General features: G+C 63.9%; 15 protein-coding genes and 1 pseudogene. 5 read left to right on the top strand and 11 right to left on the bottom strand.

All coding sequences use genetic code 11. From position 1 onward, the window contains the following. Positions 1–6 precede the first annotated feature (6 nt). From ACHMW7_RS00665 to ACHMW7_RS00645, 5 genes are all read right to left on the bottom strand, one after another. Positions 7–1200, bottom strand: a complete 1194-nt coding sequence (locus tag ACHMW7_RS00665; RefSeq protein WP_395446523.1) for an acyl-CoA dehydrogenase family protein — start codon at positions 1198–1200, stop codon at positions 7–9. Between the two features lie 3 nt (positions 1201–1203). Beyond that, the gene (locus ACHMW7_RS00660; protein WP_395446522.1) at positions 1204–2046 is read right to left on the bottom strand and encodes an enoyl-CoA hydratase family protein; all 843 of its coding nucleotides are present in this window, start codon (positions 2044–2046) and stop codon (positions 1204–1206) included. A gap of 2 nt (positions 2047–2048) precedes the next feature. Continuing rightward, positions 2049–2840: an SDR family NAD(P)-dependent oxidoreductase gene (locus tag ACHMW7_RS00655; protein ID WP_395446521.1), complete on the bottom strand. Its 792-nt coding sequence runs from the start codon at positions 2838–2840 to the stop codon at positions 2049–2051. Then, positions 2837–5164, bottom strand: coding sequence for a bifunctional salicylyl-CoA 5-hydroxylase/oxidoreductase (locus tag ACHMW7_RS00650; RefSeq protein WP_395446520.1), 2328 nt, complete (start codon positions 5162–5164; stop codon positions 2837–2839). Before ACHMW7_RS00650 ends, ACHMW7_RS00655 begins: the two co-directional genes overlap by 4 nt. A 179-nt stretch (positions 5165–5343) precedes the next feature. Then, entirely contained in the window at positions 5344–5892 is a 549-nt protein-coding gene (locus tag ACHMW7_RS00645; protein WP_395446519.1) for a cysteine hydrolase family protein, read from the bottom strand. A gap of 105 nt (positions 5893–5997) precedes the next feature. Here ACHMW7_RS00645 and ACHMW7_RS00640 point away from each other — a divergent pair, with 105 nt between their 5' ends. Then, the gene (locus tag ACHMW7_RS00640) at positions 5998–6972 is read left to right on the top strand and encodes a GlxA family transcriptional regulator (RefSeq protein WP_395446518.1); all 975 of its coding nucleotides are present in this window, start codon (positions 5998–6000) and stop codon (positions 6970–6972) included. Between the two features lie 19 nt (positions 6973–6991). On the opposite strand, the gene ACHMW7_RS00635 is transcribed toward ACHMW7_RS00640, so the two are convergent. The 3 genes from ACHMW7_RS00635 to ACHMW7_RS00625 form a co-directional block, all read right to left on the bottom strand. Continuing rightward, positions 6992–7516, bottom strand: coding sequence for a MarR family winged helix-turn-helix transcriptional regulator (locus tag ACHMW7_RS00635; protein ID WP_395446517.1), 525 nt, complete (start codon positions 7514–7516; stop codon positions 6992–6994). 97 nt (positions 7517–7613) lie between these two features. After that, the gene (locus tag ACHMW7_RS00630) at positions 7614–8582 is read right to left on the bottom strand and encodes a pyridoxal-phosphate dependent enzyme (RefSeq protein ID WP_395446516.1); all 969 of its coding nucleotides are present in this window, start codon (positions 8580–8582) and stop codon (positions 7614–7616) included. Next, positions 8579–9358 carry a GntR family transcriptional regulator gene (locus ACHMW7_RS00625; RefSeq protein ID WP_395446515.1) on the bottom strand — a complete coding sequence of 260 codons (780 nt, stop codon included), beginning with the start codon at positions 9356–9358 and terminating at the stop codon, positions 8579–8581. Before ACHMW7_RS00625 ends, ACHMW7_RS00630 begins: the two co-directional genes overlap by 4 nt. A gap of 149 nt (positions 9359–9507) precedes the next feature. Here ACHMW7_RS00625 and ACHMW7_RS00620 point away from each other — a divergent pair, with 149 nt between their 5' ends. The 4 genes from ACHMW7_RS00620 (at position 9508) to kynU (ending at position 13593) form a co-directional block, all read left to right on the top strand. Next, a complete protein-coding gene (locus tag ACHMW7_RS00620) occupies positions 9508–10494 on the top strand; it encodes an ABC transporter substrate-binding protein (protein WP_395446514.1) in 987 nt (328 codons plus the stop codon). A 124-nt stretch (positions 10495–10618) separates the two neighbouring features. Continuing rightward, positions 10619–11398 carry an ABC transporter ATP-binding protein gene (locus ACHMW7_RS00615; RefSeq protein WP_395446513.1) on the top strand — a complete coding sequence of 260 codons (780 nt, stop codon included), beginning with the start codon at positions 10619–10621 and terminating at the stop codon, positions 11396–11398. 5 nt (positions 11399–11403) lie between these two features. Beyond that, the gene (locus ACHMW7_RS00610; protein ID WP_395446512.1) at positions 11404–12327 is read left to right on the top strand and encodes an ABC transporter permease; all 924 of its coding nucleotides are present in this window, start codon (positions 11404–11406) and stop codon (positions 12325–12327) included. Positions 12328–12345: 18 nt separating this feature from the next. Next, the gene (gene kynU, locus ACHMW7_RS00605; RefSeq protein ID WP_395446511.1) at positions 12346–13593 is read left to right on the top strand and encodes a kynureninase; all 1248 of its coding nucleotides are present in this window, start codon (positions 12346–12348) and stop codon (positions 13591–13593) included. Between the two features lie 46 nt (positions 13594–13639). Here the strand turns inward: kynU and ACHMW7_RS00600 are convergent. The 3 genes and pseudogenes from ACHMW7_RS00600 to ACHMW7_RS00590 all read right to left on the bottom strand — a co-directional run bounded on the left by ACHMW7_RS00600 (position 13640) and on the right by ACHMW7_RS00590 (position 16037). Next, positions 13640–14327 (bottom strand): annotated as a pseudogene (locus ACHMW7_RS00600) (ABC transporter ATP-binding protein). After that, entirely contained in the window at positions 14324–15073 is a 750-nt protein-coding gene (locus ACHMW7_RS00595; protein WP_395446510.1) for an ABC transporter ATP-binding protein, read from the bottom strand. Before ACHMW7_RS00595 ends, ACHMW7_RS00600 begins: the two are co-directional and overlap by 4 nt. Continuing rightward, positions 15066–16037, bottom strand: a complete 972-nt coding sequence (locus tag ACHMW7_RS00590) for a branched-chain amino acid ABC transporter permease (protein WP_395446509.1) — start codon at positions 16035–16037, stop codon at positions 15066–15068. Before ACHMW7_RS00590 ends, ACHMW7_RS00595 begins: the two co-directional genes overlap by 8 nt. Positions 16038–16046 lie beyond the last annotated feature (9 nt).

Genomic DNA, 16046 nt, shown 5'->3' with positions numbered 1-16046 from the left:
GCGCCTCTATTTCGCGGCCTTCATCAGCTCGCGGCCGATGATCAGCTTTTGTACTTCGGTTGCGCCCTCATAGATGCGCAGTGCGCGGATCTCGCGGTAGAGCCGCTCGGTGATTTCACCGACGCGCACGCCGCGGCCACCAAACATCTGCAGCGCCTGGTCGATCACCCATTGGGCGTTTTCCGTCGCCGTCATCTTGGCCATGGCAGCCTCGCGCGTGATCGGCAGCTTCTGCACGTCGCGGCGCCAGGCGGTGCGCACGGTGAGCAGCGCGGCGGTGTCGATGGCCGTTGCCATCTCACCCAGCGTGCTCTGCGCGGTCGGCAAGTCGGCCAGTGTCGCGCCGAACATCTTTCTCGACCTGGCATGCGCCACCGCCTCGTCAAGCGCGCGGCGGGCAAAGCCGAGTGCGGCTGCGGCTACCGACGGGCGGAAGATATCAAGCGTGCGCATGGCGATCTTGAAGCCTTCGCCCGGCGTGCCCAAAAGCTGCGAAGCCGGGATGCGGCAGTTGTCGAAGCGGACACGGGCGAGGGGATGCGGCGCGATGGTTTCGATGCGCTCGGCGATGGAGAAGCCGGGCGTGTCGGCGAAGACGACAAAAGCCGAAATGCCGCGTGTACCAGGCGCTTCGCCTGTGCGGGCAAACACCGTGTAGACATCGGCGATGCCGCCGTTGGAAATGAATATCTTCTCACCGTCGAGTACATAGTCGTCACCGTCGCGGCGGGCGCTGGTGCTCATCGCCGCGACATCCGAGCCGGCGTCCGGCTCGGTCAGCGCGAAAGCGGAAATCAGCTCGCCCTTGGCGATCTTCGGCAGGATGGCGTGCTTGAGTGCAGCCGAGCCTGACAGGCTGATCGCGCCGGTACCCAGCCCTTGCATGGCGAAAGCAAAGTCGGCGAGGCCGTCGGCATAAGCCAGCGTTTCGCGGATCAGGCAGAGCGAACGGCTGTCGATTTCCTCCGATGCGCCACCAAATGCCGCCGGCACGCAATGCCTGAGGATGCCAGCAGCGCCCAATGCCGCGACCAGCTTCTTGCAGGCCACATCAGTGTCGGCATGGTCGACCTCGCCGAGGCCGCCAGCTGAGACGAAGCCGTCAAGTTCAGCCGCAAGCGCGCGGTGGCTGGCGGCGAAGAACGGCCAGTCGAGGTGATCGCGGGTTGGATTGCCCACTGGCGTCGAAGGCGCGGCCATGGCTCAGTTTCCCTTGAATTCCGGCTTGGACTTGGCGGCGAAGGCCTCGAATGCGCGGCGGAAATCGCCCGTCGCCATGCAGATCGCCTGCGCCTGGGCTTCGGATTCGATCAGCTGGTCGATGCCCATCGCCCATTCCTGGTCGAGCATCTTCTTGGTCATGGCGTGCGCGAACCACGGACCGTCGGCGACTGTGCGGGCGAATTTCTGCGCCTCGGCAAGCAGGCTCGGGCGCTCGTGCAGGGCGTTGTAGAAGCCCCAGGCATGGCCTTCGGCAGCCGACATTGAGCGGCCGGTGAACAACAGCTCGGCGGCGCGGCCCTGGCCGATGATGCGCGGAAGGATGCCGCAGGCGCCCATGTCGGCGCCGGCAAGGCCAACCCTGGTAAACAGGAAAGCGGTCTTGGCTTCGGGCGTGGCGACACGGAAGTCGGCCGACATGGCAAGGATCGCGCCGGCACCAGCGCAGATGCCGTCAACGGCAGCGATGACCGGCTGCGGACAGGCGCGGATCTGGCGCACCAGGTCGCCGGTCATGCGGGTGAAGTCGAGCAGGTCGGGCATCGACATGCGCGTCAGCGGCTCGATGATGTCGAAAACGTCGCCACCGGAGGAGAAGTTGTTGTCGGCTCCGGTCAGAACCACGGCGCGCACGTCGCTGGCACGCGCCAGCGAACGGAACAGTTCGGTGAGTTCCTCGTAGCTTTCGAAGGTCAGCGGGTTCTTCTTCTCGGGACGATTGAGCGTGATGGTGGCGACCCGGCCATCGGCATCGGTTTCGAATAGGAAGTGCCTGGCCTTGTGGTCCTTGAACGGACGCTTCTTGTCCTGCATCGGATTGGTCATCGTCATCCTCCCAAAACTTCGCCGCCGGCGACCGGGATCGCCTGGCCCGTGATTGCGGTTGCCTTTTCCGAGGCGAGCCACAGCACCGTGTCGGCAACTTCCTGTGGCGTGACGAGGCGTCCCTGCGGATTGGCGCGGGCAAGGCTGGCGCGCGCCTCGTCCGCCGTGCGGCCGGTCTTGCCGCTGATCGTTTCGACGGCACCGTCGAGCAGCGGTGTGTCGGTGAAGCCGGGGCAGACGGCGTTAACGGTGACGTCGGTGCGCGCGAGTTCGAGCGCCAGCGCACGCGTCATGCCGACCACGCCATGCTTGGAAGCGCAGTAGGCCGAGACATAGGCATAGCCGGTCAGGCCTGCGGTGCTGGCGACATTGACGATTCGGCCGTTGCCGGCGCGCTTGACCGAGGCGAGGGCCGCCTGGGTGACCAGGAACGTGCCGGTCAGGTTGATGCCGATCACCCGGTTCCACATGGCAAGGTCGGTCTTGTCGAACGGTGCCGAGGGCGCTTCGCCGGCACAGTTGACCAACACGGCGATGTCGCCGGCCTGGGAAATGGCCTTGGCGATGCCGGCTTCTACCGATTGCGTGTCGGTGACGTCGAAGCTGTCAAGCACGAACGCCTCGCCGCCGGCGATTGCGATCTCGTCGCGCACGGCCTCCAGCGGCGCGGCACGCCGTCCGCACAAGCTGACACGATGGCCGTTGGCAGCGAGTGCCAATGCGATGGCGCGGCCAATGCCACTGCCGGCGCCGGTGACGAGGGCGTGACGCCCGTTCTTGCCCTGACCGTTCATGCCTTGCCTGTAGGTGCAGCTGCTGCGGCGCGGGCGAGATTGTTCACGTACTGGGCGCGAGCCGAATGATACTGCTTCGGCCAGGCCTGCTCGGTGTAACCGATCTTCGCCGCCTCATGCATGACGAAGGACGGGTCGGCGAGATGCGGACGCGCGACTGCGCAAAGATCGGCACGTCCGGCGGCGATGATCGAATTGGCGTGGTCGGCCTCCGAGATCGCGCCCACCGCAATGGTCGGCACCTGGATCTCGTTGCGGATCTTGTCGGAGAATGGCGTCTGGAACAGGCGGCCATAGACCGGCTGCTCTTCCTTCACAACCTGGCCCGACGAACAGTCGATCATGTCGGCGCCGGCGTCCTTGAACATTTTGGCAAAGATCGCCGCATCTTCCGGTGTGTTGCCGCCTTCGTACCAGTCATGGGTGGAGAGGCGCACCGAGATCGGCTTGTCCTCAGGCCACGCTGCACGGACAGCGCGGAACACTTCGAGCGGATAGCGGGCGCGGTTTTCGTGGCTGCCGCCATATTCGTCGTCGCGCAGGTTGGTCAGCGGCGACAGGAAGGAAGACAGCAGGTAGCCGTGGGCCGCATGCAGCTCGAGGATGTCGAAGCCGAGATCGCGGGCGCGTGTCGTGGCGCTGACGAAATCGGCTGCTACACGGTCCATGTCCTCGCGGGTCATGGCGCGCGGCATGTCCGAATGCTTGAGATAGGGCAGGGCGGAGGCCGAGATCAGCGGCCAGGCGCCTTCCGTCACCGGCTGGTCGATGCCCTCCCAGGCGAGCTTGGTCGCGCCCTTGCGGCCGGCATGGCCGATCTGGATGCCGATCTTGGCCTGGGTCTGGTTGTGGACGAAGTCGACCATCCGCTTGAAGGCTTGCGCCTGCTCGTCGTTCCACAGGCCGAGGCAGCCCGGCGTGATGCGGGCGTCGGGCGACACGCAGGTCATTTCGGGAAACACGAGGGCAGCACCACCCATGGCGCGGGCGCCGATATGGACGAGGTGGAAATCGTCGGGCAGGCCATCGGTTGCCGAATACATTGCCATAGGCGACATCACGATGCGGTTTTTCAAAGTCAGCCCGCGGATGCTGAAAGGCGTGAACATCGGCGGCGGCACAGAGCCGTTGGGTGCAGGGCTGACGCCGGCGCGTTCAGCGAACCAGCGCTCGTAACCTTCGAGCCAATCCTTGTCGCGCAGGCGCAGATTCTCGTGGCTGATGCGCTGCGAGCGCGTCAGCATCGAATACATGAACTGCTCGGGCTCCAATGTGTCGGCATAACGCGTGCCGACGACTTCGAACCACTCCATGGCGTTGCGCGCGGCGTTCTGGATGCGGGCGACGTCGACGCGGCGCACCTCTTCATAAGCTTCGAGCACCGCCGGAATGCTGGCCTTGTCGTGGCCGATGATGTCGAACTGGCGGGTCAGTTCGATCGCGTCGTCAATGGCGAGCTTGGTGCCCGAGCCGATGGCGAAGTGTGCGGTGTGTGCGCTGTCACCCATCAGAACGACGTGACTTTGGCCGTTGAAATGGCTCCACTTGTCGCAGATCAGGCGGCCGAAATTCAGCCAGGCCGAGCCGCGCAGATGACGCGCATTGGTCATCAGCCTGTGGCCTTCGAGCGTGCCGGCAAACAGCTTCTCGCAGAACGCGATCGACTGGTCCTGGTCCATCTCGCCGAGGCCATGCGCCTGGAACACGTCGTCGGTGGTTTCGACGATGAAGGTCGAGGTGTTGTCGTCGAAACGGTAGATGTGGGCCTGGAACCAGCCGTGCTCGGTCTTCTGGAAATCGAAGGTGAAGGCGTCGAAACGCTTGTCGGTGCCGAGCCAGATGTAGCGGTTGGGCCGCATCACCATGTCGGGCTTGAAGATGTCCGCGTATTTGTGGCGGATGCGCGAATTCACACCGTCGGCCGAGATGATCAGGTCGGCGTCGGGGAAGTCCTGGTCGCCCTGGACGTCGGTTTCAAACACCAGCTCGACGCCGAGTTCGAGGCAACGCTCCTGCAGGATGTTGAGCATCTTCTTGCGGCCGATACCGACAAAGCCGTGGCCGCTGGTACGGATCTTGCGACCCTTGAACACCAACTCGATGTCGTCCCAGTGATTGAAGGCGACCTCGATGGTCTCGGCGGTAGCCGGATCCCACTGGCGCATCGACTGCATGGTGGCGTCGGAGAAGACCACGCCCCAGCCGAAGGTATCGAAGGGACGGTTGCGCTCGACCACGGTGACATGGTGCCCGGGGTGCTGCTTCTTCATCAACAGCGCGAAGTAGAGACCGGCCGGCCCGCCACCGATACAGACAATGCGCATGCCGTTCTCCTCCCGAAACTTGTACCTGATACAGGTCAGGGCTCGCCCGACCTTGACCACCAGGGCACCATGAACGGGTTTTGGAGAAACTTCAAGCTTAAAGTTATTTTTGGAGCGAACACGGAAAACGCCCCGGTCGGCGCCTGCGCGACCGGGGCTGGACCTGCGCTTTGCGACTGCTATCGCGACAGATAGGTGGCCGTATCGACAATCTCGCCATAGCCGAAGGCGAGCGCGGCCATGACGGCGCCGTGGACCTGGGCTGCGGGTACCGTGCTGCCGCCGAATTCCAGGTCGCGTGTCGCACAGGCGTCGTGAACGACAGTGGCCTTGTAGCCGAAGTCGGCCGCAGCGCGGGTGGCGCCCTCGACGCACATGTGGCTCATCGCGCCGACGATCACCACTTGCTCGATGCCATTGGCGTCGAGCGTTGCCTTCAGATCAGTGTCGCGAAACGAGTTGACGTGGTTCTTGGTGATGACCTTCTCGCCATCGGCCGGGGCAACAGTGGCATTGATCTCGATGCCGGCGGTGCCGGGCGCGAAGATCGGCGCGTCGGCCGACAGCGACACGTGGCGAACATGGATGACCTCGTCGCCCACGCTGCGGGCTGCGGCGATGATGCGGGCGGCATTTGCCGTGGCCTGTTCGATGCCGACGAGCGGCAATCTGCCGTCAGGAAAATATTCGTTCTGGATGTCGATGGCGATAATCGCGCGCTTGCTCATGTCCCTGATACCTTTGCCGTCTGGGGAAGTGTTGCCAGGAAGATGCGTTGGATTATTGTGCGAGCCCATTGGCGATATCGACATAACAAGGGGTGATTTCGACAAATGGCAAAAAGCGACGTCATCGAGATCGCGCTGGTGCTCTATCCCGGTGCGCAGATGTCGGCGGTGCTTGGCATGACCGACCTCTTCGAACTGGCCAACCGCACTGCCGGGCGCAAGAGCCATGACACGCCACCACCTCGCCTGCGCGTCAGCCATTGGCAGTCGGCACAGCAGGGACATGTGCCGACGCGCGTGTTCGACACCCATGCAGGTGAACCAGGCTTTCCCGAGGTCTACATCGTGCCGCCGGCGCTCGGCGATCCAATCTCACCCGAGGAAGCGGCGCTCGTAGCTGGCTGGCTGCGGGAGCGCCATGGCCGTGGCGGGGTGCTGGCATCGGTCTGCGCCGGCGCATTCGTGCTCGGCGAAACAGGACTGCTGGCCGGGCGCGTGGTGACCACGAACTGGGTCTATGACGAGGCGTTCCGCGCGCGTTTTCCCAAAGCGAAGCTCGACACCGACAGGCTGCTGATCGATGATGGCGACATCATCACCGCCGGCAGCTTGATGGCCTGGACCGACCTCGGTCTCAAGCTGGTAGACCGCTTCTTGGGGCCGACGGTGATGGTGGAGACGGCCCGCGTGCTGGCACTCGATCCGCCAGGTCGCGAGCAGCGTTACTACAGCGCCTTTGCGCCGCGCCTCAGCCATGGCGACGCGGCCATCCTCAAGGTGCAGCACTGGCTGCAGGCAAGCGAAGGCAAGGACCTGAACCTGGCGACGCTGGCTGCTCTCGCTGGGCTTGAGGAGCGGACCTTCCTGCGTCGCTTTCAAAAAGCGACTGGTCTCACGACCACCGAATACGGCCAGCGGCTTCGCGTCGGCAAGGCGCGAGAACTGCTTCAGTTCACAACCCAGTCGGTCGACAAGGTCGCCTGGGACGTCGGCTACGGCGACCCTGGGTCGTTTCGCAAGATCTTCATGCGCATCGTCGGGCTGACGCCGAGCGACTACAGGGCAAGGTTCAGGGCTTAGATTGCCGGGATGCCGCGCTTCATGCGCCCTTGGCGAGTGAGGCGACGACCGAGCGCTTGAGCTTGGCTAGTTCGTCGAGCAACACGGCGCCATCCTTCGGCGCCAGATTGCCGAACAGGTCGGCAATCCAGTCGGCATGCGCCGCCGCCATCTTTTCGAACTCGGCGCGGCCGAACGGCGTCAGCGCGATGATCTGGACGCGGCGGTCAGTCGGCGATGTCGTTCGGCTGATATGGCCGCTTTCGGCGAGCCGCTCGACTAGGACGGTGATGTTGCCGGGCGACACCATCATGCGCTTGGACACTTCGCCGAGCACCATGCCATCCTTGGCGCGCTCAAGCTGGGCCATCAGGTCGAAACGGGGCAGGGTGGAGTCGAACTCCTCGCGCAGCCGGCGCCGGACTTCGGTCTCGATCAGGGTCGAGCACGTCAAAAGCCGCAGCCACAGGCGCAGTTCGGTGCCGTGATCGGCGGGAGCCTCCAGCACCTTGGTTTCGCCGTCGACCCATCCGGTGGCGTTCGCCGTTTCTTTGCGTTCGTCCATCTCTGCCCGGTCTTCCCTCAGTTTGCGAACCGCAAGACTGCCCGGTCCGAACAGGCTTTGTAGTGCCGTTTCGCCGGGTCGTACAAGCTTGAAAGATTTAGGGCGTGGGAATGCCGCCGGCCAGCACCGTGCCATAGGCCTCGGCGTCGATGTTGCCGCCCGAGATGACGCAGACGACATTGCCCGTCGCGTCTCTGCTGCTCAGCGCAGCGGCAAGTGAGGCAGCACCGGCTCCTTCGGCGACGAGCTTCGCCTTGGAGAACAGCAGGCGCATCGCCTCCGTCACCTGCTCCAGGCTGACCGTGACAGCGCCGTCGATCAGTTCGCGCGCCACCGGCCAGAGCTGGGGCACCAGCGACGGACCGCCGATGCTCTTGATGAACGATGGTCGCGTCTCGATCTCGACGATGCGACCGGCCGCAAGCGCAGCCGTCACCGGTGCCGCGTTCTCGTCTTCGACGGCGAAGATTTTTGCCTGCGGGCGCAGCGCCTTCACAGCACTCGCGACACCTGTGGTCATGCTGCCGCCGCCATAAGGCGTCAGCACGACGTCGACCTCGGGCAGATCCTCGACGATCTCCACGCCGATCGAACCGTTGCCGGACAGCACGGCCTGGTCGGTCACCGGGTTGATCAGCAGTTCAGGGAAGTCGGGGCGGGCGGCATCGATGATGTATTGCCACCAGGTTTCCAGGGAAATGAACCGGACCTCGCCGCCGAGGCGGCGCACGCCTGAAATCTTGGTCTGCGGCGCCCCGGCATACATGTAGGCAGCCATCGGGATGCCGAGCTTGTTCGCCGCCCAGGCCATGCCATAGGCCATGTTACCGGAGCTTGTGGTGGCGACGCCATTGGCGAGCGCATCGGCATCACGAGACAGAAGCGCATTGAGCGCCGGCCTCAGCTTGAAAGCGCCGATCGGCGACAGCGTTTCGAGCTTGAGGAAAATCTGCCGGTCGGGCAGGCCGAGATCGAGCCGCACCAGCGGTGTGCGCGGGATGTAAGGCGCAATCCGTGCGCGTGCCGCGGCGATTTCGCCAAGCGTCGGGCGATAAGGCGCGTTCATTCGGCTGCCGACCTCGTCCTCAGGCTGCCGGCACGCGCGGCGTGCTTGTTGCCACTGTAGTCTTCGGTGTGGACATAGACATGCAGCGTGTAGCCGATGTGGTCGATCATCACGGCTTTCGCCTTTTCAAGGTCGCGGTCGAGCGCGGCCTCCATCAAGGCGGTGTGAGGGCCGATCGACTGCGCCTCGCTAAGCGCTGCCATGGCTTCTTCATAGCCCTTCTTCTGGCCTTCGGCTGCGCGCAGCGTCGGCGCCAGACCAAGAAACCGATGATGGCGGCGCAACTGGTCGGAGATCGTCGAACGAAAGCGCAGCAGCCAATTGGATGTCGCCGCGCTCAACAGCGCGGAATGGAACGCCTCGTGCTTTTCGTCCCAGTCGTCGACAGCCGCATCGGAGGGGTCTTCGACCGCGGTCTTGCAGCGCGACAGCCTGTAGTGGGCGGTGACCACCGCCGCTTCCCAGTCGCTGTCGCCTTTTTCGATTGATTCGAGCAGCAACGGCAGCTCGACAACCATTCGGGCGCGGGCGAGGTCTTCCAGTTCGCCGCGCGATACCGGGGCAACGGCAAAGCCGCGATTGGAAATCGCCGTCACCAGGCGCTCGGCTTCCAACCGCGACAGCGCTTCGCGCAGCGGCGTCCAGCCAACGCCATAGGCATTGCGCAGCGCGCTGAGCTTGAGTGGCGCCCCCGGCATCAGCCGGGTGGTCAGGATATCGCGACGCAGCAGCCGGTAGGCCGCTTCCGTCTTGGTGGAGTGCTCGTCATCCTGCATCGCTATCCATCCGTGGCTTGGCAAAATTATATATCATGGGAGCCTGTGGCAAGAATTATATATAATGTTTGACAGAGCTCTTCGGACTGCTCATGATTACCCCATGCCGCCGTTCCGTGAGCGGCGCTTGTCAAATCTGGGAGGAATAGATGAGAAATTTGAAATCCGGTCTGATGTCGGGTCTGGTACTGGCTGGCGCACTCGCCATCGGCCTTGGTGCCGCTGTCGCTGATCCGATCAAGATCGGCATTGCCAACTTTGGCGAGCACCCGCAGCTCAACGCAGCCGTCGCCGGCTTCAAAAAGGCGCTCGCCGAAAATGGCTTTGTCGACGGCAAGGATGTCGTCTACACCGAAAGCCACACCAACTTCGACGCATCGCTGGTTCCCCAGATGATCGCCAAGCTGCAGGCTGAACAGCCCAAGCTGATGTACACCGTCACCACCCCTGTGTCGCAGATCGCCAAGAAGGCTCTCGCCGGCTCGGGCATTACGGTCGTCTTCTCCGCTGTGACCGATCCGGTCGCCGCCAAGCTGGTCCCGTCGTGGGAAGCCGGCGATGAGGGCATGACGGGTGCTACCGACCTGCAGGACGTCAAGGCGGTGATGGAGTTTACCAAGAAGCTTTTGCCAAACGCCAAGCGCTTCGGCGTGCCCTACAACCCGGGCGAAGCCAACGACGTCGCCCTGGTCGAGAAGATCAAGGAAGCGGCACCTGCCGCGGGCTTCGAAGTCGTTGAAGTGGGTATCGACAACGTCAACGACATCCAGCAGCGCATCGCCTCGCTGGCTGGCAAGGTCGACGTGATCTACGGCCCGACCTCGAACCTGATCCAGCCGGCGATCCCGGCCGTCTCGGCCGCCGCCCGCCAGGCCGGCATTCCGGTCGTCAATGCCGACGACAATGCCGTGCGTGACGGCGTCGTGCCGGCAAGCTTCGCGGTGAATTACGAGCAGGTTGGCGTCAATGCCGGCAAGATCGCCGCTGAAATCCTCAAGGGCAAGGATCCCAAGACCATCGCGCCTTCGCGCCCGGCCTATGAGGACCATGCCGCTCTGATCTCGAAGAAGGCGATGGCGGCGTTCGGCATCGAAATCCCGGCTTCGCTTGCTGATTGCGGCTGCATCGTCGAGTAATATTCGGCTTCGTCAAAACTGGTGACGGCGTCTGGCGTATCGGCCCAAGAGGCACGATGCGCAGGTTCAGAAACTTAGAGCGCCCTGGCGCTCTAAGGCGCCGTGCCTTTTCCTGGAGGGACGGATGCTCGAAATCCGATCTGCACGTAAAGTTTTCTACAAGGGCCAGGCCGACGAGAAGGTCGCGCTGGACGGTCTTAGCCTCAAGCTCGCCACCGGTGAATTCGGCGTCGTCATCGGCTCCAACGGTGCTGGCAAGAGCAGCATGCTCAATGCCATCTCGGGTGCACTCGTGCTCGACTCCGGCCAGATCCTCATCAATGGCGACGATGTGTCGGACATGCCCGTGCACAAGCGCGCCATTCGTCTTGCGCGCGTCTTCCAGGACCCGATGAAGGGAACCGCCGCGTCGATGACGGTTGCCGAAAACATGCTGCTCGCCGATTTGCGCAGCAAGAAGCGCACCTTGCGCCAGGGCCTCAACGCGACCCGCCTTGCCACCTACAAGGAGCGCCTTGAACTCCTCGGACTTGGCCTCGAAAACCGCCTCGACACCCGCGTCGAACTGCTTTCCGGCGGCCAGCGCCAGTCACTGTCGCTGATCATGGCGGTTGGTGGCTCACCTGACCTGCTGCTGCTCGACGAGCATACCGCAGCCCTTGATCCGCGTACCGCTGACATCGTCATGAAGGCGACAGTGCGTGCGGTCGAAGCGCTGAAACTCACCACCTTGATGGTGACCCACAACATGCAGCATGCCGTCGATTTCGGTCACAGCGTCATCATGCTCGACGCCGGCAAGCTCCGGCTCGAGATCTCCGGCGAGGAAAAGGCCAAGGTCACCGTTGTCGACCTGATCGGCCATTTCTCCGTGAAAACCGACCGCATGTTGCTGGCGAGCTGATCATCATGGACTTTATCCAGACTGTTTTCACGAGCTTCGTCGCGCTCATTCCCGTCACCCTGGCGCAGAGCCTGATCCTGGCATTCGTCGTGCTCGGCATCATGATTCCGTTCCGCACGCTCAACTTTCCCGACCTCACCAGCGAGGGCGCGTTTCCGCTCGGCGGCTGCGTCTGCGGTGTGCTTCTGGCAGCCGGCGCCTCGCCGCTGACGGCTATTGCCGTGGCCCTCATCGCTGGCTTTCTTGCCGGCTGCTGCACCGCCTTCATCCACTTGCGGTTCCGCATCCATACGCTGCTCGCCGGCATCCTGATGATGACGATGCTCTACAGCATCAACCTGCGCATCATGGGCAAGTCGAACCTTTCGGTCTTCGGCGCGCCCACGGTGTTCGACTGGGCTCCTTTCGTTCAGCCGGGCTTCCCTGTCAGCAAGATCATCGTCGCCGGCCTGATCGGCGCCATCGTCTTCATCCTGCTCAACATGTTCTTCAAGACCGAGAAGGGCACGGCGATCCGCGCTGTCGGTGCCAATCCCGACATGGCCGAAGCGCAAGGCATCAATGTCTGGGTCGCCACCATTGGCGGCGTTGGCCTTGCCAGCGCGTTTTCCGCAACCAGCGGTGCGCTGATGGTGCAGAGCCAGGGTTTTGCCGACGTCAATATGGGCCTCGGCATCCTGATCAACGGCCTTGCCGCGCTGATGATCGGCGAGGCCATTGTCGGCAAGCAGACCGTGTTGCGCCAGCTCGCCGCCCCGTTTGTCGGTGCGGTTGTCTACTACCAGCTGGTGTCGTTCTGTCTCGCCGCCGGCATGCCGCCCCCCGACCTGAAGCTCGCCACCGGCCTGTTCGTGCTCGCCATGCTTGCTCTTCCAAGCCTCAAGCGCAGCCGGGGACCGGCACAAGCACGCGAAACCATCCGCGAATAAGCAAGGATAGCCCGCATCATGACTGCAATTCCCGATCTCGCCGCTGTCGAGGCGATGGACGCTGCCGATCCGCTGCGCTCGATGCGTGATCGCTTCATCCTGCCCGAAGGAGTGATCTATCTCGACGGCAATTCGCTGGGGGCTGCGTCGCATGCCGCCTTCAGCGAGCTCCAGGCGGCCGCGTCCAAGGAGTGGGCGCAGGAGCTGATCCGCGCCTGGAACACCGCCGGCTGGTTCGACATGCCGACCGAACTGGGCGACCGGATCGGTCGCCTGATTGGCGCCGCAGCAGGCCAGACGGTCGTCTGCGACACCACCTCGACCAACATCTACAAGGTGCTGCATGCAGCCCTTGCGATGCGGCCGGACCGTTCGGTGATCGTTGCCGAGGGCAACAGCTTCCCGACCGATCTCTACATGGCGGAAGGCGTTGCCTCGACGCGGGCCGGTGCCGTGCTCAGGCTCGAGGGCGTCGATGCGCCAAGCATCGAAGAGCTGATCGACGACAAGGTCGCCGTGGTTCTGGTCAACCACGTCAACTACAAGTCGGGCGAACTGCGCGACATGGCAGAACTGACCAGGAAGGCACATGCCGCTGGCGCGCTGATCGTCTGGGATCTCTGCCACACGGCCGGTGCCTTGCCGGTCGACCTCGACGGCGCCAATGTCGATTTCGCCGTCGGCTGCACCTACAAATACATCAATGGCGGCCCCGGCGCGCCGGCCTTCATCTACGCGGCGACCCGTCATCTCGCCGACGTCCAGCAACCGCTGAGCGGCTGGTGGGGACATGCCAGGCCCTTCGCCTTCGAACAGGGTTATGCGGCCGACGCCGGCATCCGCCGGTTCCTGTGCGGCACCCAGCCGATCCTGACCATGCGGGCGCTCAAGGGCGCGCTCGATGACTGGGACGACGTCGACATGGCGGCGCTGCGCAAGAAGAGCATCGCCCTGACCGACCTGTTCATCCAGCTGGTCGAAGCCAAGTGCGGCGCCTACGGCCTCAAGCTGGAAAGCCCGCGTGACGGCGCGAAGCGCGGCAGCCAGGTGTCGTTCGAGCACGACAACGCCTATGCCATCATGCAGGCGCTGATCGCGCGCGGCGTTATCGGCGACTTCCGTGCACCGGCAACCGTGCGCTTCGGCTTTACGCCGCTCTATGTCGGCTTCAAGGACGTCTGGCAGGCGGTCGAGATCCTCGAAGACATCATGCGGACCGGCGCCTGGAAGGAAGCCCGTTTTGCCGTCAAGTCGGCAGTGACCTGATCTCAGGTCAAATGGAAAAGAAAACGGGCGGCTCAGCCGCCCTTTTTCATACGCCGAGATAGCGGTCCTGAACCTCGGGCGTCAGCGCATCAGGCGCACCTTCGAAGACCGTCACCCCCTTCTCCAGCACGAAGCAGCGGTCGGCGACCGGCAGCAGCTCGGACAGCGTCTTGTCGACCACAAGGATCGACTGACCCGAATCCTTGAGCTTGCGGATCGCCGCCCAGATGTCGTGGCGGATGACGGGCGCAAGCCCCTCGGTCGCCTCGTCGAGAATGAGCAGGCTCGGATTGGTCATCAGCGCGCGGCCGATCGCCAGCATCTGCTGCTCGCCGCCCGACAGTGTGTTGGCATACTGGTCGCGGCGCTCGCCGAGACGCGGAAACAGTTCGACCACTTTTGCCAGGGTCCACTCGCTGCCCGCGCGCCGCGGCGAGCAGGTTTTCCAGAACGGTCAGATTGGGAAAGCAGCGCCGTCCCTCGGGTACCAGACCGAGACCAAGGCGGGCGATACGATGCGGGCGCATGCCGGCGACCTGGCGACCGCCAAAGCTGATTGCGCCCGAGCGCGGTTTCGCCAGGCCGAGTATCGAATTGATCGTCGTCGTCTTGCCCATGCCGTTGCGGCCCATGAGTGCTACGACCTCGCCCTCCCTGACGTCGAGCGAGACGCCGAACAGCGCCTGCGACGCGCCGTAGAAGGTCTCGACGCCCTTGAGTTCGAGCAGGCTCACGCGGCTTCTCCGAGATAGGCCCGGCGCACTTCGGGGTCGTTGCGGATCTGCTCCACCGTGCCGGTGGCAATGACGCGACCATAGACCAGCACCGAGATGCGGTCGGCGAGCGCGAAGACGGCATCCATGTCGTGCTCGACGAGCAGGATCGGCGCTTGCTGACGCAGAGCGTCGAGGAATTTTGTCAACGCTTTCGAGCCTTCAGGCCCCATGCCGGCCATCGGTTCGTCGAACAGGAAGGCCTTCGAACCCAGCGCCAGCGCAATGGCGATCTCGAGCTGACGGCGTTCGCCATGCGACAGCTCGGCGGCTGGCACGTAAGCGCGCCCGGCGAGGTCGACGCGCTCCAGCATCGCCATTGCCGGTTCGGTCAGGCTCTTGTCGCTCATGACCGGACGCAAGAAGCGGAAGCTCGTTCCCTGGCGCGCCTGCACCGCCAGCATGACGTTGCGCAGGGCGGAATACTCCTGCGCCAGCGACGATATCTGGAAGCTGCGGCCAAGCCCGAGGCGCGCGCGACCAGCCATGTCGAACCCGGCCATGTCCTGCCCGAGAAAGCGGATGCTGCCGCTGTCTGGCCGGAGCGAGCCCGAGATCTGGTGGATCAGCGTGCTCTTGCCAGCACCGTTGGGGCCTATCAAGGCGTGGATCTCGCCCGGCCTGAGATCGAGGCTGACACCGTCGGTGGCCTTGAGCGCGCCGAAGGTCTTCTTGAGATCGCGGATTTCGAGGACAGGCTCAGCCATGACGCGCCTTTCCAGCCAAAAGGCCAAGCAGTCCGCCGCGCGCGAACAGCACCACGCCGAGCAGGATCAGGCCAAGGAAGAACTGCCAGCGCTCGGTGATGCCGCCAAGCGCATATTCGATCAGCACGTAGAGCATGGCGCCGGCGACGGGGCCGAACAGCCGGCCCTTGCCGCCGAGAATGATCAGCACGATCAACTCGCCCGACATATGCCAGGACAGCATCGATGGGCTGACGAACTTGTTGAGGTCGGCGAACAGCGCACCGGCGAGGCCGGTGACCATGGCCGAGACGGCGAAGGCGATGAGCCTGATGTTGAACGGCGCGATGCCGACTGCGGCCAGCCGTGTCGCGTTCTGCCGCGCCGCCTGAAGGGCAGCGCCGAAGCGCGAGCCACGCAGCAGCCAGAACAGCCCGAGTGCTGCCATCAGCACAACATAGCAGATCAGGAAATAAGACAGCGGCTGGACGGTATTCACACCGGGAAATTCGTTGCGAACGTAGATCGACAGCCCGTCCTCACCGCCATAGGCCGGCCACGACACGGCGAAGTAATAGATCATCTGCGCGAAGGCGAGGGTGATCATGATGAAATAGACGCCCGTGGTGCGCAGGCTGATGGTGCCGATCGGCAAGGCGATCAGGCCACAGACCACGACCGCGACAAGCCAGATGATCGGCATCGACGCCGTGCCTGGGATGCCGGCGAACAGCGGCGCCCCGTCGAAGGCATGCGTGGCGAGGATACCGGCGGCATAACCTCCGAGGCCGAAGAAGGCAGCGTGGCCGAAGGACACCAGCCCGCCAAGCCCAAGCGCGATGTTCAACCCGACGGCGGCAAGCGAAAGGATGGCGATGCGCGTGGCAAGCGTGACGTAGAATGGCTCACCCATGGCCGATGCGCCGAGCGGGATCGCCAGCAGCAAAAATGCCAGCAGAATGTTGACGATGGTCTCGCGGCTCATGGAGGCGGC

Origin of the sequence: Aminobacter sp. UC22_36 (assembly GCF_044056035.1) — a bacterium.
GTDB lineage: Bacteria > Pseudomonadota > Alphaproteobacteria > Rhizobiales > Rhizobiaceae > Aminobacter.
Note: the sequence above shows the minus strand (reverse complement) of the source record. Positions and strands in the feature narration are given on the sequence as shown.